Consider the following 26,413-nt stretch of genomic DNA (forward strand, 5'->3'; position numbering starts at 1 on the left):
TCTAACTAATTAAACCTATTTTAATATAAACTCTTTCGTAAGTCCTTCTATTTGAATTTTGAAAGTTCCATTTTCAGAAATCCATTTCAAATCATTATTTACAAATTGAAGGTCTTTTTGATTTAAAGTAAAACTTACAGTTTTGCTTTCGCCCGAAGCCAAATTAATTTTCTCAAATCGTTTCAACGCCTTAACTTCAGGTGTTATACTTGCCACTTTATCTGATAAATAGAGCAAAACAGAAACTTTCCCACTTACTTTTCCAGTGTTTTTTACATCAACTGTAACCTTTAAGTCATCCGAATTACTTATTTCTGTTTTATCAATTTTAAGGTTCGAATATTCAAAAGTGGTATATGATAAACCTGTTCCAAATTCGAATTGAGGCGAATAACTTTTCTCATACTTGGCATCATTATTTTGCTCGTCATCCCCTAAACTTTCAGTGTATTTGCGATTGTATTTTTCTAATGAATTAGGATATCTAGGATAATTATACGGCAATCTTCCACTAGGATTCACATCGCCATACAATATATCTGCTAATGCTCTCGCACCTTCATTTCCTGGCAAATAGCACTGTACTACAGCACTCATGTTGTCTTCAAAATCGCTTATCAATCTTGGTCTTCCTTCATTCAAAACCAAAACAATTGGTATGTTTAATTTAGACAAAGCTAAAGCCAGTTTAGATTGAGAAGCAGTAATGTATAAATTACTAATGTCCCCAGGTGTTTCGGTATAGTTTTTCTCGCCAAGACATAGAATAATTTTAGACACACCTTTTGCCATTTCAACCGTTCTTGCAATTTCAGCATCATTAAAGTTTGCTAAATCAGCACCAGGAGTATACAACACATTTTCTTTTCCAATTTCATTTTGTAATGCCTCCAGAATAGTCATTTTGTCTGCCGCATAAGTATCTGAATTCTCTCCCTGCCAGTTGTAAGACCAACCACCATTCAAATATTTCATACTATTGGCTGTAGGCCCTGTTAGCAATACTTTTTCGTTTCTATTCAAAGGCAATACAGCATTGTTGTTTTTTAACAATGTGATTGACTCCGCAGCAGCATTATAAGCTGCATCAATGAATTCTGGAGAACCAAACTTCGGATAATCTTTTAAATTGGCAACTGTCGTTTGAAATAAATTCAATTCAAATTTCATTTTCAAAATTCTGGTTACAGCATCGTCAATCCTTGACATTGGCACTTCTCCTTTGTTCACTAAATCCAACAGATCAACATAAAAAGTATAATCTTCTGGAACCATACTCATATCAATTCCTGCCATTACAGATAATTTCACCGCTTCACGATTGTTTTCGGCTACTTTATGTCTGGTGTAGAGATAAATAATGTCTTTCCAATCGGTAACTACAACACCTTGAAAACCCAATTCTTTTTTCAAAACATCAGTAATTAGGTATTTGCTGGCGTGAATTGGAGTTCCGTTAATCTCACCAGAACTAACCATTACACTTTTGGCACCCGCTTTAATAGCTGCTTGGTAAATAGTCAAATCAAATTGTCTCAGCACTCGCTCTGGAATAATACTTGGAGTTCTGTCTTTTCCGGTGGTTGTACTACCATATCCTATATAATGTTTCATACAGGAAGCTACATTATATTTTGACCCAACATCACTCCCTTCAAAACCTTTTACCATCGCTTCGCCCATTCGAGCCGATAAATACACATCTTCTCCAAAAGATTCCCACAATCTTGACCAAGCTGGATTTCTAGGCAAATCCAAATCAGGTGAGAAAACCCAAGGAATTGAAGAGGCTCTAGTTTCGTAGGCCGATATTTTAGCACCTTTTTTCACAATATCCGTGTTGAATGTTGCTGCCATTCCAATTTGCTGCGGAAACAAGGTTGCTCCTGCTGTATAACTTGAACCGTGAATAGCATCTATTCCATACAAAACTGGTATTTTTAATCTTGATTTATTGGCTTCATTGCTAATTGCCGTAACTACTTCGTTCCATCTTTTAATAGTTGGCGCACCAGGATTTGGTACATTTAAAATAGATCCAACATGATATTTTTGAATAGCCTCATTTAATTTTGCTATATCAAATTCTCCTGGTTTTCCTTTGGCTTCAAAAGAAGTAACGGTAATTTGTGTCATCTGACCAATTTTTTCTTCGGTACTCATTTTAGAAAGCAATTCGGCCACTTTCTTGTCAATTTCAGGATTGGTGTTTTGACTTCTAACCCCAAAAGCCAGAAAACTGAAAATTAGCAGTAGTGCAATTTTTAATCTCATTTTTTTATAATTTATCTTTTAAACTTAGACTTTTTAATAATTGCTTAAAATTATTAACGAATTTTAAAAGTAATTATATTTATTAAAGAACTGTTTTTTAAGGAACTAATTTGGTTGTTTTTCATAGGTTTAACGTTTTCGTAATTTTATAATTAGGCGCTAGCACCTAAACTTCCTTTTTACTTTTACTTTTTTTTCCAAAAAAAATCCCATTTCACTTTTTTAGCGAAATGGGATTTTTAAATAATAAAAATTGTTTCAATTACTATCCATGATAAACTCTCGAAGCAACAATTTTGTCTTCTTTTACCACAAGAACCTCAGCAACAAGCATGTCTTCTTCACCCTCAACTGTGCGAATGTATTCCATAAAAACACGATCAGCATTGGCCGTTAAAGAAGTCACTTTATAGTGCAAACTTGGCAAACGATCAAAAGCGTCTTGCCACCAAGCTCTTAAATGTTCTTTTCCAACTACTAACCCTTGCGTTTCTGGTTTACGGATTTTTAATTTTGGACTAAAATGCTCTGCTTCATCATCATAAAGTGATAATAATTGTTCCAAATTATGATTATTAAAAGCTTCAAACCATTTGAAAGCTATGGATTGCAATTTTTCTGCTGTCATTCTGTTTCTTTTTAAAATTAAAAAATCCCTTTACATTTTGTCATGAAAGGGATTTTGAAGTTATTTTCAAAAAAATTATACGTTCTTCAAATTGATAATTTCTTGTTCTGTTAGCAATCTCCAATTTCCTCTAGGCAAATTTTTCTTGGTTAATCCTGCAAAAGCCACACGGTCAATTCTAAGAACATCATAATTGAAATGTTCAAAAATGGAACGCACTACTTTTACATTTGCCGATCTTAATTGAAGTCCAATTTCACTTTTGGCTTCTCCTTCAATATAGCTTACATCCTCAACATAAACGCGGTGTCCATCAAGAACAAGTCCTTTGTTTATTTTTTCTAAATCTTCAAATTTTAAATTTTTATCTAAAGAAACCTGATAGATTTTGGAAGATTTTTGATTCGGTAATGTAAATTTACGAATCATGTCCGTATCATTGGTAAACAACAAAAGTCCCGTTGTATTTTTATCCATTCTGCCTATTGGTCCAATTTTCGCATTGGTAGAACCTTTAACCAGTTCTAAAACATTACGATATTCTTGACCTTCATCAAGGGCTGTGGTGAAATTTTTAGGCTTATTTAATAAGATGTACACTTTTTTCTCCGGTGTCAAAACCACACCGTCAAAATTAACCACATCTCCTGGTTTTACCATATAACCCATTTCGGTAACAGGAATACCATTTACTTTTACATTTCCTGATTGAATGTAAATATCAGCATCACGTCTGGAGCAAGTCCCTGAGTTTGAGATGTATTTATTCAAACGAATTTCATCTTTTACTTTAGGTCTTTTAGGCGCTTGATTAGGTTTTTTCTCTACTTTATCAGTAGTATCGGCAACTTTTACAATTGTTTTTACTTTTTTTGGCCCTTGTGCCCTTTTTTGCATCGCAGGTTTTGGCTTATTGGAACTTGGTCTAGAGCTTGTTGGTCTAGCACCACTTCTTTTATTATTGCCTTCCTTATTGTTCATAATATTCTATAATTTGCTGCAAAGATACTATTTATATCATTGGGAAACGATTTTTGGTAATTAGAAAAAGTTAACTACTTAATTAAATGACTGTTGCACATTCTAAAGTTTTATAAAAACGATTAACCCAATCAAAGAATCATTAAATAGTCATCAATATTTTTTTACCGTTCCATAAAACGCTGGGATTAATCAAAACGATACAAAATACGCCTGCTACAATTAGGAATTTCAAAACATTGTGCAATAAAACATATTGCTCTTTGGTTTCCCATTTCCACAAATACAGCAAGAAAAAAATCATGATTACAAAACCGGAATAAAAGTAAATATCCATATAACCAACATCGTACACATTGATTAAAAAATAGACTGGTATAACAGTCAATAATGCTAATCCCGTGATTATTTTTTTGGAAACTTCTTCTCCATAAATAATTGGAATGGTTTTATAATCATTAGCTAAATCGCCTTTTAAATTTTCCAAATCCTTTATCATTTCCCGAATAAGGATTAATAAGAATAGAAAAGCGCCATGCGAAAGTATAACCGCAAGTTTACCACTATTACTTTCGATTTCATACAATGGCATTTTTAGATAAAAATAAAGCAAAATACCAAAAAAAGGTAGAACTGCCAATAAAGCTGCCATTAAATTCCCGATTAAAGGGTACTTTTTAATTTTATGGGAATAAAACCAAATCAAGAAAATATAAGTAGAAAAAAACAAAACGGCTCTAAATGAAACAAAAAAAGCAATTAAAGCCACGAAAAAATTAAGGCTAAAATAGACTTGAAGTTTGGTTTTTTGACTCACTAAACGATCCAGTTGTGATTTATTTGGCTTGTTAATCAAGTCCTTTTTACTGTCGTAAAAACTATTGATAATGTATCCGGAAGCAATTGTTAAACTGGATCCCAATACAATTATAAAAAGTTGAAAATCCAGCAGTATTGACAAAGCTCTCCTCTCGGGAGCCAATATAAAAATAGCCGATAAATATTGGGCCAAAGCTATAATGGGAATATTATAACCTCTAACTACAGAGAACAAACTCACAATCTTTAATACAAATAGTTTATGCTGCCTGCTTAACATGGAGTTTGTTTAGAGTTTATAAGTAGCGCTTATTAAATTGGTTTGTTTACAAATAAAAAAATTAAAACTGATAAACGACTTCCAATTTAAAATCCTTCAATGACTCTTTTGCCTTTTCTAAATCTTGTGTAAATCCTAAGATATAGCCACCTCCGCCTGAACCACACAGTTTCAGATAATAATCATTTGAATCTATTCCTTCTTGCCAGATACCGTGAAACTGTTCAGGAATCATTGGTTTAAAATTATTCAGGACCACTTTTGATAATTGCTTAGTGTTTTCAAATAAAGACTTCATGTCTCCACCCAAAAAATTCTCAACACAAGCATCCGTATATTTTACAAATTGATTTTTTAACATCGTACGAAACCCTTTGTCTTTTAGGTTTTCCATAAAAATATTAACCATCGGAGCTGTTTCACCAACAATGCCCGAATCTAACAAAAACACTGCGCCTTTTCCCTCAAAACTTTGGGTAGGAATTCCGGTAGCTTCAATATTGTCTTTTGAATTTATCAAAATTGGAATACTCAAATAACTGTTCAATGGGTCAAGTCCCGAACTTTTTCCGTGGAAAAAACTTTCCATTTGCGAAAAAATAGTTTTTAGAGTCAATAATTTTTCACGTGTTAAATTCTCCAAAACCGTGATTTTATGTTGCGCATATTTATCATAAATAGCCGCTACCAATGCGCCGCTACTCCCCACTCCATATCCTTGTGGAATACTGGAATCAAAATACATTCCTGTTTGAACATCACTATTTAAAGTCTCTAAATCAAAAGTCACCAAATCAGGTTGGTCCTTTTGCAATTGTTCCAAATAAGCTACAAATCGTTTCAAATGACCATTTGATTGTATTGCTTCGTCCGAAGGATTAGCATCTTTCTTTAAAGCTCCATTGTAAAAATTATAAGGGATTGACAATCCTTTGGAGTCACGAATAATTCCGTATTCTCCAAAGAGTAATATTTTTGAGTAAAATAAAGGTCCTTTCATATATATTTTAAATTATCAATTTGGGGTTGGTAATTAGATTGTTTATTTCAAAAATCGACAACATCTCCACGATTTTCATTTTGTATTGCTATGTTTATTTCTTCTTGTTGTTCGGGTGTTAATTCCTCCCAAACCTCTTTCCTTTTGTCTTCAAAAACTGCCCTGATTTTCTTTAGAAGATCAACGTCTTTGGTTTTTACTATCTTCTTAATTAATTCTAATTTCTCCACATTCAAATCCATGATCGTCGCATTAAGAATTAAAGATACTAAAAAAAGGGATCAATTTAACAAAGCACCATTCCCAATTTCGTCGCAAAGGTACTGACCATTTTGGCAATAGCCAACTAATTCTGCTTTAATAAATTGCAACACTTTTTCTTTGACCTCATTTGGATACAAAACATGTACATTTGCTCCAGCATCCAAAGTAAAACAAACTGGTGTTTTGGTTTCACTTCTAAATTTCCAAATCGCATTAATAATCTGCAAGGTATTGGGTTTCATCAAAATAAAATAGGGCAACGAAGTCATCATCATCGCATGCAAAGTTAAGGCCTCGCTTTCTACAATCTTGATGAATTCTTCAATATTTCCATTTTCAAAAACTGGAATCAGTTTATCTAAATTTTCATGTGCTTGAGCAAATCGCCTTTCGGCAAATGGGTGGTCGTGCATCAAATCATGGCCAACTGTACTCGAAACTTGTTTTTCGCCTTTGTCAACAAGCAGAATAGTGTCTTGAAAATTTTTGAATGCATCATGAATCGCATACGGATATTCAACTCCATACAAATCGGTGCTTCCTTTTATATTTTTTTGATTTCCCCAAACTACCATTTGACCTTTTACGCTTCTGCAAGCGCTTCCTGAGCCCAATCGCGCGAGAAATGAAGCTTTACTGAAGAAATAATCATCTGTTATTTCTGGATGCAATGCTTTTTCTAAACTCATGAAATTCATAGCCAAAGCTGCCATTCCCGATGCCGAAGAAGCAATACCGGAACTGTGTGGAAAAGTATTTTGGGTGTCAATCGTAAAATGATAATCTTTCAGAAAAGGTAAATATATTTCAACTCGTTCCAAGAATTTTTGGATTTTTGGTTTGAAGTCCTCTTTTGGCTTTCCTTCAAATAATAAATCGAAAGAAAAATTGCCGTTGTTCTGTTTTTTGGCGAAAGCCAAAGTCGTAATCGTTTTGCAATTATTTAAAGTAAAACTGACAGATGGATTAGCCGGAATCTGATTGTCCTTTTTTCCCCAATATTTTACCAAAGCTATATTACTTGGTGCGCTCCAGGAAAAACTTCCCTGGTCTATTGAATGGTTATATTTTGATGGGATAAAATCGTCAGCTTCAAACATAAATAATAATTTTCGGCAAAGATACTTTTTTTGTTTAAATCGTTTATTTCTTTATTTGGATAATCCTTAGAAAGTTTTAGTAATTTTGACTCCACTAAAACAAAAGAAATGAATAAGATTACCCGAATATTATCGATTGTTGTTACTTGTCTTGTAGTGGGTTATTTCTCCGGAATGGTTACCCGTTCTGCCATAACAACTTGGTATCCTACTTTGATTAAACCAAGTTTTAATCCGCCCAATTGGATTTTTGCTCCTGTTTGGAGTATGCTTTATATAATGATGGGAATCGCAGCAGGATTGGTTTGGGACAGAATCGATTTTGAAAAAGAGATAGTTAAAAAAGCGTTACAATTTTTCGCCATCCAATTAGCGTTAAACGCTTTGTGGTCTTATTTATTTTTTGGACTAAAAAATCCAATGTTGGCTGGGCTTGAAGTAATCATTCTGTGGTTGATGATTTATGAAACCTATATTCAATTTTCCAAAATCAACAAAATTTCTGGTTATTTATTTATTCCCTATTTACTTTGGGTAAGTTTTGCAGCAGTTTTAAACGGGAGTATTTGGTGGCTGAATAGGTAGACGGATGTCAATTTTTCAATTTTTGGAATTCAATATTCTTGGCCGATAAAAAATCCATCATGCTGAGAATATTATTGTTTTCAATTAGTTTTTTTGATTTGGGATCGGCATCACAAAACTGAAGAAAGAGATCAATTTCGTCAGTTTTTAATTTTAAACTTTCCGTAAAAAAAATTTGATCACAAGTGTTTTTTGCTAATGTTGCAAATTCATTTTCTGTTCGAACCACTTTTTTTCTATCCAATAAATCCGAGGTCATCTTGGTAACTGGAGGCAATTTTTCTTTTAGAAATAAATTTAAGACTTTCCCGCCAATTGCAACAAAATCGAATGGATTATCAATAGTTCCATCATATCCTATACGGTCATTTGCTTTGTCATAGGCTTTCTTCGCCGCTGCTTTATCTGCTACTTCTTGTCTGTATTCTTTAGATCCTAAAAAATCTATAGCATTCATTTTTGTAATTACAACCTCCTCTAACTCTTCAGGTTTTTTAAACATTACAACTTGTAGATTGTTTAACTCAATCTGTTCTTTAGATACTTTCAACCTTTTCCAATTAAAATCTTTAGCATAAAAAAGCAGGCTGTCATTGACTTTAACTTGAATTAAAAACTCTCCTCTGTCATCTGTAGTGGTGCTTTTTTTAGATGTTTTGTTGATTACCTCCACATTTTGCAGCAATAAATTGTCTGATGTAACGACTCCTTTAAGAAGTTTTTCGGTTTGTGAATAACTGAATTGACAAGCAAGTAAGGATAAGACAAAAAGTAATTTTACCTTCATAAGTAAGAATTTATTGAAAGTAAATATATCCTAATCGTCCTTAAGAAAAACTTAGAGTCGATGTAAATTTTTGTTAATTAATTTTTTACAATATAGAATTCGCCACAATAAACCCGCTTGTCCAGGCATTCTGGAAATTAAAACCTCCTGTAATGGCGTCAATATTCACGATTTCTCCAGCAAAATATAGATTCTCATGCAGTTTGCTTTCCATTGTTTTGAAGTTGATTTCTTTTAAATCGATTCCGCCAGCGGTTACAAATTCTTCTTTAAAAGTGCTTTTTCCATTGACTTGAAAAGTACTATTCGTCAATTGATTTACTAAATTTTGTAATTGCGTTTTAGATAAATCGGCCCATTTTGTTTCCCCTTCAATATTCGATGCTAAAACCAAACTTTCCCAAAGACGGTTTGGAAAATCAAAAGGAGATTTTTTTGAAACTGCTTTTTTAGCGTGTTCTTGTTTCAACGATTTTAATATTTTCTCTACCTGTTCGCCATCCATATCGTTTAGCCAATTGACAGAAATCGTAAACTGATAGTTTTTATCGAATAAAATTCGCGCTCCCCAAGCCGATAATTTCAAGATTGCAGGACCGCTCATTCCCCAATGCGTGATTAATAATGGCCCAGTTGAAACCAATTTGGTGTCTTTTACTTTTACTGTAACTTGAGCCGCCACACCCGGTAATTCTTTTATTCGGGGATCTTTTATATTAAAAGTAAATAAAGAAGGAACTGGACTCACAATCGCGTGACCTTGCTGTTGAAGCATTTCCCAGATTTTAGGATTGCTTCCCGTGGCAAGTACCAATTTTTCGGCAATGTAATTTTCATTCTGAGTTTCTACTTTCCAAAAATTATCTTTTTTGAAAATGGACTGAACACTCTGACCCGTAAGAACCGAAATTCCAAGCTTTTGAGTAGCTTTCAGGAAACAGTCAATAATAGTTTGAGAAGAATTTGAAACGGGAAACATACGCCCATCTTCTTCAATTTTCAACTCCACTCCATGTTTCTCGAACCATTCAATGGTATCTCCAGAACAAAATTGATGAAAAGGACCTCGCAGTTCTTTTTCGCCTCGAGGGTAAAATTTCACCAGTTCATTGGGTTCAAAACAGGCATGGGTCACATTGCAACGTCCGCCTCCAGAAACACGAACTTTTCCTAACACCTCGGCTCCTCTTTCAAGGATGGCAACCTTAATTTTCGGGTTTTTCTCCACGATATTGATAGCGGTAAAAAAACCTGCAGCTCCACCGCCTACAACGAGTATGTCGAAATTTTGATTCATGATTATGAAAGGGAATAGATTGAATAGATTTCATTATTTGTGATTTTATTTTTAAAAATAAAAAGCACCAAATAATTTTGAATGCAAAGGTAAGCATTCGTTTCTGAAAGAATGTAAGTTCAAAACCCTTTAAATTCTATCCAAAAAATCGGTGATTATGCCATCTACTTTGTATGATTTCATTTTTTGAATATCATCAATTTCATTTACTGTCCAAGGGAAAACCTTTATACCTTTCTCCTGAATTTTGGAGGTATATTTATTACTTAACAATTGAAAATCGGGGTGTAATGCTTCTGCTTTCATGAATCGAGCGAAAGAAAGGGCCAAATCCAAATCGGTTTCTGTCAAAACTCCAATTCGAATTTCATCGTTTAAAAACCGAACTTGTTGAAGGGCATTCCAATCAAAACTTGAAACTATAAAATGAGTTTGACTCCAATTTTCATCTGAAATATAATACTCTATTAATTGAACTACTTTCTCGGCCGTATCCTGATTTTTCAATTCAATATTTACAAAACATCTTTGATTGACCAAATCCAAAACTTCTTCTAATGTTGGAATTGTGTATTCCTCATTGATTGTAAAGGACTTCAGTTCCTGCAATGTCATTTGGTTTACAACTCCTTTACCGTTGGTAGTTCTGTCAATGCTTTCATCGTGAATTACTATCAAATGTCCGTCTAAGCTCAGATGAACGTCCAATTCGATTCCGTCAGCACCCATTTCTATTGCTTTTTCAAAAGAAACCAAAGTGTTTTCGGGTTCGTATCCTTTGGCTCCGCGATGTCCTATTTTTAGTATTTTATCCATAGTATACAAAAGTAAGAAAATAAAAAACGCCTTCATTTCTAAAGGCGTTTCAATTCAAAACTACTAAATAACTAACTAACTATTTTTTTAATTCTAATAATACAATATCAAACTCGCTATCGATTACTACTTTTCCATTTGTAACTGTTCCCATTTTACCGGAATAGGCATCTCTTATTTTGGTCCCCTCTTTGAAGGCGGAACCCGCAGGGATTTCTTTCTTTCCGGTAGCCAGATCCAAACCGATTACTACTGTGTCTGAATATTTTCCTTTGGTAAAAGTTCTAGAACACACGAGCGGTTTTGCTGAAATTTCAGCATTCACACCAGCTCCAACCGATGGATGATTGTTTCTAAACTGACCCAATTTTTGCCAATGCAATAGCACTTTTTTAGTTTCGAGATTTGTATTTACAGCGTCCCAATTCATAAAAGAACGCAATGTGGCATCGCCTTGAGTACCTTCGACAACAAGGGAACGTGCCGATTCATCGCCATAATATACTTGAGAAATACCAGGAGTTAACAATAGTTTTGTTGCGCTTTCAATACTTTTGGTACGTTTGGCATCGAATGGACCACCATCGTCATGAGAAGACAAATAATTCAAAACGCTATTCCCTTTCAATTGACCATTCAGTAAAACTGAGTATTTTGAAAATAAAGAAGCATAGTCTTTTTGGGCATCACTTTTGAATTCAAAATTGATCATCGCCGTAAAACCATTCTCGTAATAATTTACTTTTTTATCCCCGAAGTCGAATAACTTTCCGTTACTGATGTTGTAATTATAAACCTCTGCAATTGTGTAAAAAGGATTATTGTCCAAGACTTTTGTTGGATTGTTTTTCTTCCATTGCGCGAATGAATAATCGCATTGTGTTTTGAAATCGGCCCAAACGCTTTCGTCCGTATGTTTAACGGTATCGGCTCTGTAAGCATCGATTCCAAACTCGGTGATATAATCTGTCAACCATTTTATGATATAATACTTAGGAGTTCTTGGATAACCGGTTCTCTTAAAAAAAGCGTCCAATGAAGCTACCTCTTTATCATATCTTCCTTCAGCTTTCCATTTTTCAACCAAAAAAGGAGGCAATGCCACTTCTTCTTTGCTTTCTGTTTTTACATCGGGTAAATTAGCAACTAATGTACATGCGGTTGTATTCTCAAAATTATTGTATTGACATTTAGGGCCTGTACGAACCCAACCTTCAGGCCAAACAGTATCTACTGGAGTAACTGGCCCAGTATGATTGATTACACCGTCAAGCATGATGCGAATTCCTTTGGCATGGGCTTTTTTGACCAACTCGGCCAAATCTTTTTTGGTTCCGAAGTTAGGGTCCAATGCCGTCCAGTCTCTTGTCCAATAGCCGTGAAATCCGTAGCTCAAACCCGTTCCTTCATCAACTCCATCATGAATTTGCTCAACTACGGGTGTAAACCAAATCACATTGATTCCTAGTTTTATAAAATATCCTTCGTCTATTTTTTGAATAATTCCTTTCAGATCTCCCCCTTCAAAACCACGAAGTTTTCCAGTAATCTTGTTTCTGTTGAAATTTATATCATTTGATTTATCACCATTATTAAAACGATCCGTCATCAAAAAATACAAATTAGCGCCTTCCCATACAAATGGTGTTTTTTCTGTTTTTGCTTTAAAATTAACCTTCGAATTCTTTTTTGCTTGTGCAAAAACAAGGGTTGTTGCCAATAAAACAAACAACGATACTATTACTTTTCTATTCATCATAATTGTATTTTAATTTCGTTATCTAATCCTTTTTTCAATACTACCGGAATTTCAACTGTGTTTGCATCCGTTTTAAAATCAATATTTACGTCGTTGATGGTAACTTTAGTCGGTTTAGCGCTGATATTATGAACCAATAAGGTCACATTTTTATCCGTGCTCGTAAATGCTTTCCCAACAGCTGTATTTACTTTCAGCGTAATTAATTTTGGAGTTGTGTTGCTTGAAAAATTCAATATTTCATAAGCTCCCTTTTCGAAAGCATTTGGCGTTACTCCATCGTCATTGTACAATTTTCCGGTGCTTGACGCTGCTTTTTCATCAAAATAGAAATGCAGATCAAAATTAGCCAACGAATATTTTGTCGTGTTTTGAATCGTTTTAATCATAGGAACAAAAGCACCACCACGAACAAAAACAGGAATATTATCTGCTGAAACAGGGATGTTTTCTGTAGCACCTGCTTCGTGTTTGACACCAGTATAAAAATCATACCAATTACTATTTTTCGGGAAATAAACGGTCGTATTGGTAACTCCTGCTTTGGTAATCGGAGTCACCAGAAAATCATTCCCCCACAAATAAGAATCACAAGAGTTCAATAACTTTTCATTTGTCGGTTCCTCAAAAAACAAAGGACGCATCAAGGGTAAACCTTTGTTGTTATTTTCAAAAGCCAACGTATAATTGTAGGGTAACATTTGGTAACGCAACTCAATTTGTTTTTTTACTTTAGCTTTAGTCACAATGTCTTTATATACTGGCTCGGAAGGCACATCTTCCTGTGCATGCGGACGATAAATAGGTTGGAAAACACCATACTGCAACCAGCGAACATACAATTCATTGTCAAAATAATCGCCTGCAAATCCACCTAAATCCGAGTGCATATACCCCATTCCCTGCATACCCATTTGCAGAGCAATTTCGGGTTGAGCCTGCAGTCCTTCCCAAGAACGACCCACATCACCAGACCACGGAATCATACCGTAAGTTTGGGATCCAGAATATCCGGCTCGCATTAGAATAAATGGGCGTACAGCTGGAAAATCAGTTTTGTATCCATCGCGAATCAATTTTGCCCAAGTATGCCCATAAATATTATGCACTTCATCAGCTTTTCCTTGTGCGGTAAATGACGCTGACGGAAATACTTCAGGCTCGCCCAAATCCCCCCACCAACCGCCAACTCCTTGGTTGATCAAATTTTTATAAATGTTCCAAAACCAAGTTTTTCCTTCTGGTTTAAAAACATCAACAAGTCCTGTATTTCCAAAATAAAAATCATATTTGAATGGATCTCCGGCTTGATCTTTTGCCAATACTTTTTTATCTACCGCTTCTTGCCATTTACTTGAAGTTGTCAAAATAAAAGGTTCCGTAATCAGAATGGTCTTAACTCCTTTGCTGTTCAAATCGCTTATCATTTTCTTCGGATCGGAAAAATTATCTTTGTCCCAATCTAAATTACCCATTGTCCCCTGAACGGTTTTTCCAAACCAATATAAATCTAGAATTATCGCATCTACCGGGATTTCGTCTTTTATATATTTGTCAATGGTTTTGATCACTTCCTCTTGAGAATGATATCCAAATCGGCTCGAAAAATTTCCTAAAGCCCAACGAGGAACAAGAGGCTGTCTTCCTGTCAATGAAGTGTAATTCGAAGTCAAATCGACCCAGCTATCACCTGCAATTACCTGATATGTTTTTCTGCCTGAGATCGTCTCATAAACTAATATATTGTCTTTTTTACTGTCCAAATCCAACCAACCAATGGCTCCATTATCAAAATGTACCGCATAAATTTTGGAAGACATTACAAGCGGAATCGAGAAATTCATCTTTTTCGAATGCGTTCCATATCCGTAATCAGCTTGATTATACAATTCCAAACGATTCCCGCGACGGTTCATTCCCAACACGCGAGCCCCAGCTCCATAAAGCGCTTCGGTTCCATCCACATTAAACTCCAAAGTTTCTTTTGGCTGTTCTTTGCTAGCATTTTCTCTTTTTACATATCCGTTTTTCTCCGAAATCAACGGTTTGTTTTTGTACAAATAGCTAATTTGAAATGGACTTTTAATAACAGAAACTGTAATTCCGTTTGATGAAAACACAATCTCATTTTGAGTTTGTTTTAATTTAAAAACTAATTTCGAAGGCGTTAAAACAACAGCATGAGAATTGGAATTCGCTTTTTCGCCTGTCGGCAAAAAAGTGGTTTCGACAATTTTATCCGAATAAGGCTTAATGAAATACTGCCCATCCGATGTTTTAATTTCTAAGGTGTTTTGGACTACTTTATAGCTTTCAAATTTTCTGTTCGCATTTTGGGCAAAGGAAAAACTTGAAATTAAAAGAAATAGAACTATTTTTTTCATAGCTGTTTTTTTTGAACCATTTAAGGCATATAAGTTCATTTAAGGCTGCCGTTTTATTCAGATTGAAGCGAAAAATTTGACTCACTTTTGCATTTTCAGAATTTCTTTAAATACATATTCTTAAATGAACTTACATTACTTATATGTTTAAATTTTATTTTACTTCAATTCTAAAATCAAAACAGATTTTCCTTCAATTGCAATGTCATTTTTCAGATCAATAGTTTTTCCAGAAAGGATATCGTTTCCTGTTTTATAATTCAAAATACTTTCTTGAAAACGATTGGTTGGAAAGGTTTTAGATTCTTTATTGTTATTGATGACCACCATTACTGATTTCGAATCGGTATATCTGAAATACACATACACATTGTTCTCTGGGATATAATGTTTCATTTTCCCAAAATGCACGGCATCATTCGATTTTCTCCAGTTGAATATTTGAGCTGAAAAATCAAAAAACTGTTGTTGTTCAGCTGTTCTTCCTTCTTTTGCGAAAGCATTATTACTGTCTCCAGCCCAGCCTCCCGGAAAATCCTGACGAATAGCGGCATCTCCATCTTTGTCTTTACTTCCTGCCATTCCAATCTCTGAACCGTAATAAATTTGTGGAATCCCACGAACTGTTGCCAACAAAGTCATTGCCATTTTATATTTCGCAAAATCCTTTTGGTAAATTTCATTAAAACGATTTGTGTCGTGATTTTCAACAAAAGTCATAATACTATTGATATTTGGATATAAAAAGTCATTGGTGAAATTCTCATAAACATTTACCATTCCTTCATTCCACTTGCCATTATCTTCATTGAACACTTTAGCAAACACATCATTCAAGGTAAAATCCATAACAGACGGCAAGTACGAATTGTAATTTTCTATGGCAGCAATTTTACTGTCTTTTTGCCAATACGCCATTTGAGCTTGATCATGCATCCAAACTTCGCCAACGATATTGAAATTTGGGTATTCATCTGTTATTGCTTTTGTCCATTCAGCGATTCCTTTCTTGTCGCAATAAGAATAAGTATCTACACGGAAACCATCCAAATCGGCGTATTCAATCCACCAAATGGCGTTTTGTTTCAAATAGGTATTTACCAATGGATTGGACTGATTCAAATCGGGCATTGATTTTACAAACCAACCGTCCATACACATTTTGGCATCAATCTGGGATGCATTGGGATCAAACTGTGTGGTCATTCTGTAATTGGTTTGGGCATAACCCGGAAATTGATGAATCCATTCATACGTTGGCAAATCCTTCATCATCCAATGCTCTGCTCCCCAATGGTTGGTTACATAATCCATGATCAATTTCATCTCACGTTTGTGCAATTCGGCCGAAAGTTTTACATATTCTTCATTCGTTCCAAAACGAGGGTCAATTTTATAGACATCCGATTGTCCGTAGGTGTGATACGAATAAGCTTTATCATTATCCTCACAAAGCGGTGTTGGCCAAAGCGCTGTGGCTCCCAATTCTTTGATGTAATCCAAATGCTGTATCATACCTGCGATATCACCTCCGTGTCTTCCGCCGGGAAGCGCTCGGTTTCCTTTTTCGGTAACCGATTTGTCGCTGTCGTTTTTAGGATTTCCATTAGCAAAACGGTCGGACATCACAAGATAAATCAAATCAGAGGCATCATAGCCTTTTCGGGAAGCCGAATTTTCTCTTCTTTGTTTTAAACTATACTTTTTAGTGAAAACGACTTTTTTGCTTTTAGAAAATGAAAAAACAAAATCTTGTGCAGTCACATTTTTGGTGTCAATCGTAACAAAAAGATAATTCGGATTTTCGGTTTTTTTCACATCTTTGATAACAATATTATTGGATGCTGCCACTTCATTTTCAGCAATATTTTTGCCGTAAAACATAATCTGCAATTCTGGATTGTGCATTCCTGCGTACCAAAAAGGAGGTTCAACTCTATCAATTTGTGCAAAAATTGATGTAGAGATGAAAAATAGGAAGATGATTGCTTTCTTCATTTCGTCTATAATTTTAAAACCCTTTCGAAGTACAACTAAGAAAGGGTTTGTTATTGCTTGATTTTAGTTTTTTGGTTGAACCAAAACAGGCGCGCCGTTTACATAAACAGTAAGGGCTTCAGTTCCTTCTAAGGATAATTTGGTTTCCTTATGATCTACCGCAATTTTTAAAATCTGATTTCTAAAATTGATTTTAAAGGAATAGCCTTCCCATTCTTTTGGAATTTTTGGAGAGAAATGCAATGCATCATTTTTTACTCTCATTCCACCAAATCCTTCAACAATACTCATCCAAGTTCCAGCCATCGATGTAATGTGACAACCTTCTTCAACCTCTTTGTTATAATCATCAAGGTCTAAACGAGAAGTTCTTAAATAAAAGGCATACGCCATATCCATTTTATCCAACAAAGCCGCTTGAATCGAGTGTACGCATGGTGAAAGCGAACTTTCATGTACCGTAAATGATTCATAGAAATCAAAATTACGTTCCAATTCGTCTTTAGAAAAATGATCTTCGAAGAAGTAGAAACACTGTAAAACGTCAGCTTGTTTGATATAAGGAGAACGCAACACACGATCCCAAGACCATTTTTGGTTGATTGGTCTTTGTGAACGATCTAAATCTTTTACTCGAACTAAATCTTTATCCAAGAAACCATCTTGTTGCAAGTAAATCGCCATTTCTTCCGATCTTGGGAAATACATATTACCCGCCACTTTATTCCATTCTTTCAACTCCGTTTCAGACAACTTCACTTTTTCCATAATACGTTTATGGTCAGAAGGATATTCCAATGAAACTTTTTGAATTTGCTCATAAGCATAATCAATACACCATTTGGCTATATAATTAGTATAGAAATTATTGTTGATGTTGTTTTCGTATTCATTTGGCCCCGTTACACCCAAAATCATATATTGATTTTTGTTTTTGGAGAAAGAAGCTCTTTGGTGCCAAAAACGAGCAATACCAATTAATACTTCCAGTCCTTTTTCAGGAATATAAGAGTAATCGCCAGTAAAACGGTGGTAATTATAAATCGCAAAAGCGATAGCTCCGTTTCTGTGGATTTCTTCGTGGGTGATTTCCCATTCGTTATGACATTCCTCTCCATTCATGGTAACCATTGGATACAAAGCTGCTCCGTTTTTGAAACCTAAGTTTACTTCAGCGTTTTCAATGGCTTTGTCCAACTGATTGTAACGATACGTCAATAAATTACGGGCCACTTGTTGGTCTTTTGTAGCCATATAAAATGGAATGCAATATGCCTCAGTGTCCCAATAAGTAGATCCACCGTATTTTTCTCCAGTGAATCCTTTTGGTCCAATATTCAAACGAGAATCTTTTCCTAAGTAGGTTTGGTTCAATTGGAAAATATTGAAACGAATTCCTTGTTGTGCTTTTACGTCTCCATCAATAGTGATATCTGACATCTCCCAAATTTTGGCCCAAGCATCAATTTGATCTTGCAATAATTGGTCATATCCTTTTGCTAAAGCAGCATGAATAACATTTTCAGCTGCCGAAATTGTATCGGCGTGATTTAACGAAACCGTATATCCTCCAATTTTTTGAATTGCTGATTTTTCTCCTTTTGCAACAATAACATCATAATAAAATAAAATTTTATCTGCTATTGTATCTACTGATGTTGGAGACATATTTTGCTTTTCCCCCCTAGCCCAAATAGTATTTTGCATAAAGGTTGTTACTTTAAAATGCGTTTTAAAAGTTTGAGCCGTAACAAAAGCTTCATTCCCTGATTTTTTAACGTCTAACGGCTCCCAGAATTTTTCTTCCCAGTTAGCATCTTCATTGGTTACACCAGCATCGATATATGGTTTGTAAATGATTTTTGCATCTTTATTCAAAGGTGTGATTTCATAGTTGATTACCCCAACTTCATCCAAATCCAAAGAAAGAAAACGACGGATTTCAACCGCTACTTCAGTTCCATTTTTCAAAGTCGCCTGAAAAGAACGATGGTACCAACCTTCTTTCATATTCAATTCACGACGAAAATTTTTAACCTCACTACAGGTGTTCAAATCAAAATCTTCTCCATTGATTTCAATATTAATTCCAATCCAGTTTGGAGCATTCAAAACTTTAGCAAAATATTTTGGATATCCGTTTTTCCACCAACCCACTTTAGTTTTGTCTGGATAATAAATTCCTGCAATATAACTTCCTTGAAAAGTTTCTCCTGAATAATTCTCCTCAAAATTCGCTCTCTGTCCCATCGCACCATTTCCGATACTAAAAAGACTTTCAGATGATTTCACACTCTCTCTATCAAATCCTTCTTCAATGATAGACCAATTATCTGGTTTTATATAATCTTGATTCATTTTATGTTTTTTTAAAGGGTAAGGCTTGAAGTTTAAGAATAAAACACCTCTTTGCTTCATTCGGCTGCAACCTTATTTTTTTGTTTTAGTTGTTTATTAATAATTCCAAAAATGTGGTACTTATTTGAGTGAAATCTTTAAAAATATATTCTGCTTCATGAAGCGTGTCTTCTTCACCAATACCAATGCTCACCATTTTGGCAATGTTGGCAGCTTGAACTCCAGCAACAGAATCTTCAAAAACAATTGCATCTTCATTGTCCACATTTAATAATCGAGCAGCATGAAGAAAAACTTCAGGATCTGGCTTAGCATTTACAACATCATTTCCGTCAACGATCGCGTCAAAAAAAGCAAGAGTTCCTGTTTTTTCAAGAATAGGCTTAGCATTCTTACTAGCCGAACCTAAAGCAATAGGCTGATTGTTTGCTTTTAAAAATTTTAATACTTTCATCACACCAGGCAAAATCTCAGTCTCATTCATATCCACTAAATACGAAAGATAATCTTCATTTTTTTGGATTAACCATTTGTCTTTATCTTCTTGTGAAGCTTCAATTTTTCCTAATTCAAGGATTATATCCAAGGAACGAACTCGACTCACCCCTTTTAATAATTCATTATGTTCTAATGTGAAGTCAATTCCTAATTCATTTGCAATTTTTTTCCATGCCAAAAAATGATACTTCGCTGTGTCAACAATTACACCATCTAAATCAAAAATAAATCCTTTTCTCTTTTTCATTATAATTCTGCTTATTATTTATTTTATAGTTGTACTTTTTCTTTGACGAAAAATACAGCTGAACCTGCTATTAACATGGAAACTCCAGCAATTACAATAATTGCCATTGGATTACCTCCAAAAAGTGCAATCAAAGTACTACCTAATATACCCGCTGCGATTTGAGGTATTGTTATCGTAGCGTTAAAAAGCCCCATATATACTCCCATTTTATCTGCCGGCAATGAACCTGATAACATAGCATAAGGCATTGCCAAAATAGCTGCCCAAGCTAATCCTACCCCCGAAATTGAAAGCAACAACATATTTTTGTCTTCAACTAAAAACATAGAAATCAATCCTAATCCTCCTAATACAAGTGAAAAACTGTATGTCTTTTTTCTTCCAATTGATTTTGCAATCGAAGGAATAAGCAAGGAAAACACAGCTGCTACACCACTATAGAAAGCAAACATTACTCCTGTCCAGTCTCCAGCTTCGTTGAAACCAATTGATTTTGCGTCTAAAGCAACTCCATGTCCCCAAACTTGATTAGCAATTGCTCTTGTGGTATAAACCCACATTAAAAACAAGGCAAACCAAGAGAAAAACTGAACAATTCCCAATTGCCAAAAGATTTTTGGTGCATTTCCTATCAATGTAAAAATGCTTGTTTTTTCCTTTTTTTCAGGAGCATTTAGGTCAATTTTATTGTATTCAGCATGCTCTTTTGGAGCGTATTCTTTGGTTCTTAAAACTGTCCAAAGCACAGTTCCCAACAATATGGTACCGCCAATATAAAAAGACCAGATTACTGATTCGGCTACTTTTTCACCTGCAGCCGGCACATTAGACATACCGATTTTAACTAAAATCCAAGGCAATAATGACCCGAAAACTGCACCAAAATTGATTAAAGCACTTTGAAGTGAATATCCAAGATTGCGTTGTTCATCATTTACCATATCTCCCACAAGAGCTCTAAATGGCTGCATGGTAACATTAAATGATGTGTCCATTAACAACAACATTACAGCTCCAAAAACCAACGGTGGCAACAAATATGTGAAGTACTCTGCATTTGGCATAAAGAACATGGCCATTGCAGAAACAATCGCTCCAAAAAATATAAAAGGAATACGTCTTCCTAATTTGGTCCACGTTTTATCGCTCGAAAGACCAATAATGGGCTGGACAACCAAACCTGCCAAAGGTGCAGCCAACCAAAAATAACCTATACTATGAACATCCGCTCCTAAAGCTTCTAATATTCTACTTGTGTTTCCATTTTGCAAAGAATAGCCTATCTGAACCCCTAAGAATCCAAAACTTAAATTCCATATCTGCCAAAAACTTAATTTCGGTTTTTCCATTATTAAAAATTTACATATTTACTTGATAAACACACTGTTTACTCTATAGTTTTTTTTGATTATATCAACAAAAATTGATAATGAAAATTTACAAATAATACAAAATGAAGTTTGGCTCAAATTATTGTTATCAAAACTAACTTACAAATTGAAACAAATCTGTTCATTATTTTTTAAATAATTAACATTTATTAAATTCAAAAATGACTGAACATAGCCTTCTCTGGATTTAATTGTTTCTATAAAAATTGCTTTGATAATAACATGGAATAGTTAAAGAGACTTATCCTTACTAGATAAACTTTCTTAAAATTCATTAACCATACACTTGTAAAAATTCATTAAATCACAATACTATTTATGAATTCCTTTTTTAAGATTTCATCGTATTGGAAAAAATAAAACACGACTAAATTATCGCTATAAAAAAACTCATCTTATTTTCGAAGTAAAAGAAAAGCTATAAACGGGGAGTAAATATATAAAAATCTTTTTTGTTTATATTCAATAAAACCTAAAAATAATCATTTTTTTTAACTACAAGGTTGTAGTAATTAATAAAATACGTATTTTTTTTGCAAATTATTTTAGAATTGACAAAACAAAAAAATCGAACAGAGTTGAATCCATTCGATTTATATTTTAGTATTCGATCACAAAAGCAAATGATTAGATACTGATTTATTTAAAAGTTATTAAAAGGTTAAGCAATTGAAAACATTATTCTAGGTTTTCTAAAAAATCAACCTGTAGATTCTCTTTCTACCAAATAGGTTTCAATCACCTCCGTTATATAATTCTCAGATTCATCTTCATCTTCAGACTCCAATCGGTCGATAATAATTTTGGCAGCACGATTTCCCATTTTCACTCCACTTTGACTCACTGTCGTAATCGTTGGAGTTGAATATTTAGAAATCATACCATCCGTAAAAGCAATTACAGCGAGATCTTTCGGTACATTCAATCCAATTTTATTAGCCGTTTTGATACAGGTTACGGCAAAAATTTCATTTACTGCAAAAACAGCATCAATAGCCTCATCTTCCAGTAATTTACCTATAATGATTTCGCAAGTATCAATATCTTCGATTTTAATGATCAAGTTCTCGTCAAATGGTAAATTATTATCCAATAACGCTTTAACATATCCGTCAGTTCTCAATTTACCGACACTTACATAATCAACTGTAGTGACCAATGCAATTTTTTTTCGTCCTTTATCAATCAAGCTTTGTACAGCTTCATATGCAGCTTGTTTGTCATCAATAATTACTTTATCGCACAATACTTCATTGGTGACTCTATCAAACATTACGACAGGCATACCTTGATTTATTACTTCGGTAATATGATGAAAATCTCCTTTAAATTGAGTCTCTTTAGACAATGACATAATAAAACCATCTATACTTCCATTAGCCAAAAGTTCCATATTTAATACTTCTTTATCAAAAGAATCATCGGACAAACAGATCACTACACTGTATCCGTTTTCATTGGCTATTTGCTCAATACCATTGATAACGGTGGAAAAAAAATGGTGAACAATTTCGGGGATAATAATACCGATCGTTTTGGTTTTTCGGTTTTTAAGGCTAAGGGCAATATTATTGGGTTTATAATGATAGAATTTTGCAAATGCTTGAACTTTTAATCTTGTTTCTTCACCTATTTCCGGACTGTTCCTAAGAGATTTTGAAACAGTAGAAATTGAAACATCCAATTCTTTAGCAATTTGCTTTAGAGTTATTTTTTTCTTCATAAATGTGGCATTACTATATTGTACTAATCATTTCTTAATAAAGGTAACATAATTTTTTATTTATTGTAAATATTCGCATAAAAATAAATATAAAAAGCAAAGTTTTCAACACTATCACGTTTTCGTAACGCCGTCTGATTTCTGTCATGTCGAGCGTGTTAATTAATTCTTAATTTTGAAATTCGAAGTAAAAAAACTTAAACAAAACTTAACCAAAAAAACAATTAATTTAAACAAAAAGTATGAAAACAATTTATAGAAAGTTGTTATTTTTATTACTCCTACTTCCGTTTTGTGCAATGGCCCAGAACAAAGTTGAAGGAACGGTGGTTGATAATGTATCAGGTCTACCCATTCCAGGAGTGAATGTAAGAATAGAAGGAAGTGCCACAGGCGCTTCAACAGGTTTTGACGGTAAATTTCAATTGACCAATGTAAAACCCACAGATGTGCTAAGCATCTCTTATATGGGGTACTCTACTAGGACTGTTGTTGTTGGATCTCAAACCTCATTAACAATTAAACTTCAAGAAGATTCTAATCAATTAAAAGAGGTTGTTGTACAAGTAGGATACGGTTCTGTTAAGAAAAAAGATGCTACAGGAAACGTTACTGCTTTAACTACTAAAGACTTCAACAAAGGACCTGTAACTTCTGCCGATGCCATGATTACTGGTAGAGTAGCTGGTATGCAAGTTATCGCTGCCGGAGGATCTCCAGGTGAGTCTGCGGTAATCAGAATTCGTCAAGGTTCATCTTTGACTGCAAATAATGACCCGTTATATGTTATTGACGGAGTAGCAGTACAATCTGGAGGAATAAATGGAGGTAGAAACCCATTATCTACCATCAATCAAAACAATATTGAGTCTATTACCGTTTTGAAAGATGCTTCTGCTACTGCAATTTATGGATCTCGTGCTTCTAATGGTGTTGTAATTATTACTACCAAAAAAGGAAAAACTGGGGATCTTAAAGTAACTTATAATGGGAATTTCCAAGTTTCTCAAGTAACTAATCAAGTAGATGTTTTATCTGCTGATGAATACAGAACTTTTGTTAATGCTAATGGTGACGCTTCTAAAGTAGGTTTATTAGGTACTGCTTCTACAGATTGGCAAAAAGAAATTTACAGAACGGCTTACGGAACAGATAACAATATTGCTTTTAGTGGTGGTGTTGATAATCTTACTTATAGAGCTTCTGTTGGTTATGCTAACTTACAAGGTATTTTACTTCGTGACAATTTACAAAGAACAACATTTCAAGCTGCTTTGGTTGGCAACTTTTTTGACAAACACTTAAGAGTGGAATTGAACAACAATACTTCTTCTATGGTTAACAACTACAGTAATCGTGGAGCTGTTGGAGCTGCTGTAGTTTATGATCCTACTCAAGTTGTTAAAAATGCTGATGGAACATATTTCCAATGGTATGATGCGCCAGATAAAATTACACCTAACTCCAGTACAAACCCTTTATCGTTGATTAATCAACAAAACAATTTAGGGAACTCTTTCAGAAGTATTGGAAATATTCAATTTGACTATAAAATGCATTTCTTACCAGATTTAAAAGCTACTGCAAACTTTGGTTACGATCAAAACAGTGGAGCTTCTTATGGTAATACAAATGCTGATTATAAAAATGGCTTGAATGGTTCAGGATTCAATAACACCTACAGAAATACGAGTACTAATTTCAATAAATTGATGGATTTGTACTTAAATTATAAAGGCTCAGTTGAGGCTGCAAGTTTAGCTTATGATGTAACTGCAGGTTACAACTACCAAAACTTTTACAATAATGGAACTCAAAACAATTATACTTATGAAAGTAATCAAAATGTAAATACTCCAGTAACAGCAACAAATTTAAATTTACAATCGTTCTTTGCCAGAGGTAATTTTACTTTTGCAGATAAATATTTATTAACTGCTTCATATAGATATGACGGTACTTCCCGTTTTACTACTGACAATCGTTGGGCTGGTTTCCCAGCAGTAGCTTTTGCTTGGAAAATTAACGACGAAGGCTTTTTGAAAGATGTGGAAAGTGTATCATCCCTTAAATTAAGATTAAGCTGGGGGGTTACTGGACAACAAGACATTGGAGTACTTTACCCATCTATCCCATTGTATTTAGTATCTAACAGTACTGCTCAATACCCATTTGGTGGAAACTACTATAATACATACAGACCACAGCCGTACAATAGTAATTTGAAATGGGAACAAACAGAATCTATAAACGCTGGTCTTGATTTTGGTTTCTTGAAAAACAGAATCACTGGTAGTGTAGATGTATACCAAAAAGAAACAAATGATTTATTATTGAAAACATTCAATCCTGCTTTCTTTGGATTCTCAGATCAAGACAATTACAACATTGGATCTGTTAAAGCTAACGGTTTAGAAATTGCTGCGAACTTCATTCCAGTAAAAGATGACAATTGGGAATGGAACATTGGAGGTAACATTACGTTCCAACACAGTGAGGTTACCAAGTTAACAACTACTCAACCAGACACTCCAGGACTTAATGTTGGTGGAATTCAAGGTGGAACAGGTAACACTATTCAAAACTTACAAGTAGGATATGCTCCAAATTCATTTTTAGTATTTGAACAAGCATACGGAGCTGATGGTAAACCATTAGATGGTGTATTTATTGACCGAAATAAAGACGGAATTGTTAACGACAAAGATTTATATCGTTTTCACAAACCTAATGCAGATATTTTTTATGGCGCAAATACAAGTTTGTCATACAAAAATTGGTTATTGGCTATGAACTTTAGAGGAAGTTGGGGTAATTTCAACTACAACAACGTAGATTCAAACAACGGTACTGAGGCTAATGTTATTACAACAAATGGTAATTATTTAAATAATGGTACCAAAGATTTATTATACACTGGTTTTACAGTTTCAAACGACAAACAATTACATTCTGACTACTATGTTCAAGATGCATCATTTGTAAGATTAGACAACCTAAGCCTTGGATATACTTTTAATCAAAAAGAAAAAGCACCATTAGTTCAATTAACGGTAGCAGCTCAAAACGTATTTGTTCTTACTGACTATAAAGGATTGGATCCTGAGGTTTCAAATCCTCTTGCTGCAGGACAGACAGTAGGTATAGATAATAATTTATACCCAAGACCAATCACTTTTACGTTAGGTTTAAACGTTAATTTCTAATATAATAACAAGAAA

The 26,413-nt window shown here is 34.2% G+C and carries 19 protein-coding genes; 2 read left to right on the top strand and 17 right to left on the bottom strand.

The features are described from left to right. Nucleotides 1–15: 15 nt before the first annotated feature. From HQN62_RS00230 to HQN62_RS00260, 7 genes are all read right to left on the bottom strand, one after another. Nucleotides 16–2,274 carry a glycoside hydrolase family 3 N-terminal domain-containing protein gene (locus HQN62_RS00230; protein WP_173502887.1) on the bottom strand — a complete coding sequence of 753 codons (2,259 nt, stop codon included), beginning with the start codon at nucleotides 2,272–2,274 and terminating at the stop codon, nucleotides 16–18. A gap of 265 nt (nucleotides 2,275–2,539) precedes the next feature. Then, the gene (locus tag HQN62_RS00235; RefSeq protein ID WP_173502888.1) at nucleotides 2,540–2,902 is read right to left on the bottom strand and encodes a nuclear transport factor 2 family protein; all 363 of its coding nucleotides are present in this window, start codon (nucleotides 2,900–2,902) and stop codon (nucleotides 2,540–2,542) included. A 75-nt stretch (nucleotides 2,903–2,977) separates the two neighbouring features. After that, complete coding sequence (locus HQN62_RS00240) at nucleotides 2,978–3,883, bottom strand: pseudouridine synthase (protein WP_111411180.1); 906 nt, start codon at nucleotides 3,881–3,883, stop codon at nucleotides 2,978–2,980. Nucleotides 3,884–4,025: 142 nt separating this feature from the next. Further along, complete coding sequence (locus HQN62_RS00245; RefSeq protein ID WP_116796953.1) at nucleotides 4,026–4,982, bottom strand: geranylgeranylglycerol-phosphate geranylgeranyltransferase; 957 nt, start codon at nucleotides 4,980–4,982, stop codon at nucleotides 4,026–4,028. Nucleotides 4,983–5,043: 61 nt separating this feature from the next. Then, on the bottom strand, nucleotides 5,044–5,982 hold the full coding sequence (locus HQN62_RS00250) for a mevalonate kinase family protein (protein ID WP_173502889.1): 939 nt from the start codon (nucleotides 5,980–5,982) through the stop codon (nucleotides 5,044–5,046). Nucleotides 5,983–6,029: 47 nt separating this feature from the next. Next, nucleotides 6,030–6,224 carry a hypothetical protein gene (locus tag HQN62_RS00255; RefSeq protein WP_116796951.1) on the bottom strand — a complete coding sequence of 65 codons (195 nt, stop codon included), beginning with the start codon at nucleotides 6,222–6,224 and terminating at the stop codon, nucleotides 6,030–6,032. Nucleotides 6,225–6,263: 39 nt separating this feature from the next. Further along, complete coding sequence (locus HQN62_RS00260) at nucleotides 6,264–7,346, bottom strand: diphosphomevalonate decarboxylase (RefSeq protein ID WP_173502890.1); 1,083 nt, start codon at nucleotides 7,344–7,346, stop codon at nucleotides 6,264–6,266. A gap of 108 nt (nucleotides 7,347–7,454) precedes the next feature. Between HQN62_RS00260 and HQN62_RS00265 the strand changes: the two genes are divergently transcribed. Beyond that, nucleotides 7,455–7,931, top strand: coding sequence for a TspO/MBR family protein (locus tag HQN62_RS00265; RefSeq protein WP_116796949.1), 477 nt, complete (start codon nucleotides 7,455–7,457; stop codon nucleotides 7,929–7,931). Between the two features lie 7 nt (nucleotides 7,932–7,938). On the opposite strand, the gene HQN62_RS00270 is transcribed toward HQN62_RS00265, so the two are convergent. From HQN62_RS00270 to HQN62_RS00315, 10 genes are all read right to left on the bottom strand, one after another. Next, nucleotides 7,939–8,718: a hypothetical protein gene (locus tag HQN62_RS00270; protein ID WP_173502891.1), complete on the bottom strand. Its 780-nt coding sequence runs from the start codon at nucleotides 8,716–8,718 to the stop codon at nucleotides 7,939–7,941. An 85-nt stretch (nucleotides 8,719–8,803) separates the two neighbouring features. Further along, entirely contained in the window at nucleotides 8,804–10,015 is a 1,212-nt protein-coding gene (locus tag HQN62_RS00275) for a BaiN/RdsA family NAD(P)/FAD-dependent oxidoreductase (protein WP_173502892.1), read from the bottom strand. A 129-nt stretch (nucleotides 10,016–10,144) separates the two neighbouring features. Then, on the bottom strand, nucleotides 10,145–10,831 hold the full coding sequence (locus HQN62_RS00280) for a glycerophosphodiester phosphodiesterase (protein WP_173502893.1): 687 nt from the start codon (nucleotides 10,829–10,831) through the stop codon (nucleotides 10,145–10,147). A gap of 79 nt (nucleotides 10,832–10,910) precedes the next feature. Further along, complete coding sequence (locus tag HQN62_RS00285; protein ID WP_371811625.1) at nucleotides 10,911–12,590, bottom strand: alpha-amylase family glycosyl hydrolase; 1,680 nt, start codon at nucleotides 12,588–12,590, stop codon at nucleotides 10,911–10,913. After that, nucleotides 12,587–14,974, bottom strand: a complete 2,388-nt coding sequence (locus HQN62_RS00290) for a glycoside hydrolase family 31 protein (RefSeq protein WP_173502894.1) — start codon at nucleotides 14,972–14,974, stop codon at nucleotides 12,587–12,589. Before HQN62_RS00290 ends, HQN62_RS00285 begins: the two co-directional genes overlap by 4 nt. A 159-nt stretch (nucleotides 14,975–15,133) precedes the next feature. After that, nucleotides 15,134–16,972 (bottom strand): glycoside hydrolase family 13 protein, encoded by a 1,839-nt coding sequence (locus HQN62_RS00295; protein WP_173502895.1) that lies wholly within the window; start codon nucleotides 16,970–16,972, stop codon nucleotides 15,134–15,136. Nucleotides 16,973–17,035: 63 nt separating this feature from the next. Then, nucleotides 17,036–19,330, bottom strand: a complete 2,295-nt coding sequence (locus HQN62_RS00300) for a glycoside hydrolase family 65 protein (RefSeq protein ID WP_173502896.1) — start codon at nucleotides 19,328–19,330, stop codon at nucleotides 17,036–17,038. An 85-nt stretch (nucleotides 19,331–19,415) separates the two neighbouring features. After that, nucleotides 19,416–20,075: a beta-phosphoglucomutase gene (gene pgmB / locus HQN62_RS00305; RefSeq protein WP_116796943.1), complete on the bottom strand. Its 660-nt coding sequence runs from the start codon at nucleotides 20,073–20,075 to the stop codon at nucleotides 19,416–19,418. A gap of 23 nt (nucleotides 20,076–20,098) precedes the next feature. After that, the gene (locus HQN62_RS00310; RefSeq protein WP_173502897.1) at nucleotides 20,099–21,427 is read right to left on the bottom strand and encodes an MFS transporter; all 1,329 of its coding nucleotides are present in this window, start codon (nucleotides 21,425–21,427) and stop codon (nucleotides 20,099–20,101) included. Between the two features lie 742 nt (nucleotides 21,428–22,169). Continuing rightward, entirely contained in the window at nucleotides 22,170–23,192 is a 1,023-nt protein-coding gene (locus HQN62_RS00315; RefSeq protein WP_116796941.1) for a LacI family DNA-binding transcriptional regulator, read from the bottom strand. Nucleotides 23,193–23,434: 242 nt separating this feature from the next. Between HQN62_RS00315 and HQN62_RS00320 the strand changes: the two genes are divergently transcribed. After that, nucleotides 23,435–26,398: a SusC/RagA family TonB-linked outer membrane protein gene (locus HQN62_RS00320; protein ID WP_116796940.1), complete on the top strand. Its 2,964-nt coding sequence runs from the start codon at nucleotides 23,435–23,437 to the stop codon at nucleotides 26,396–26,398. Nucleotides 26,399–26,413: the final 15 nt, after the last annotated feature.

Source organism: Flavobacterium sp. M31R6 (assembly GCF_013284035.1).
Classification (GTDB): Bacteria; Bacteroidota; Bacteroidia; order Flavobacteriales; family Flavobacteriaceae; genus Flavobacterium.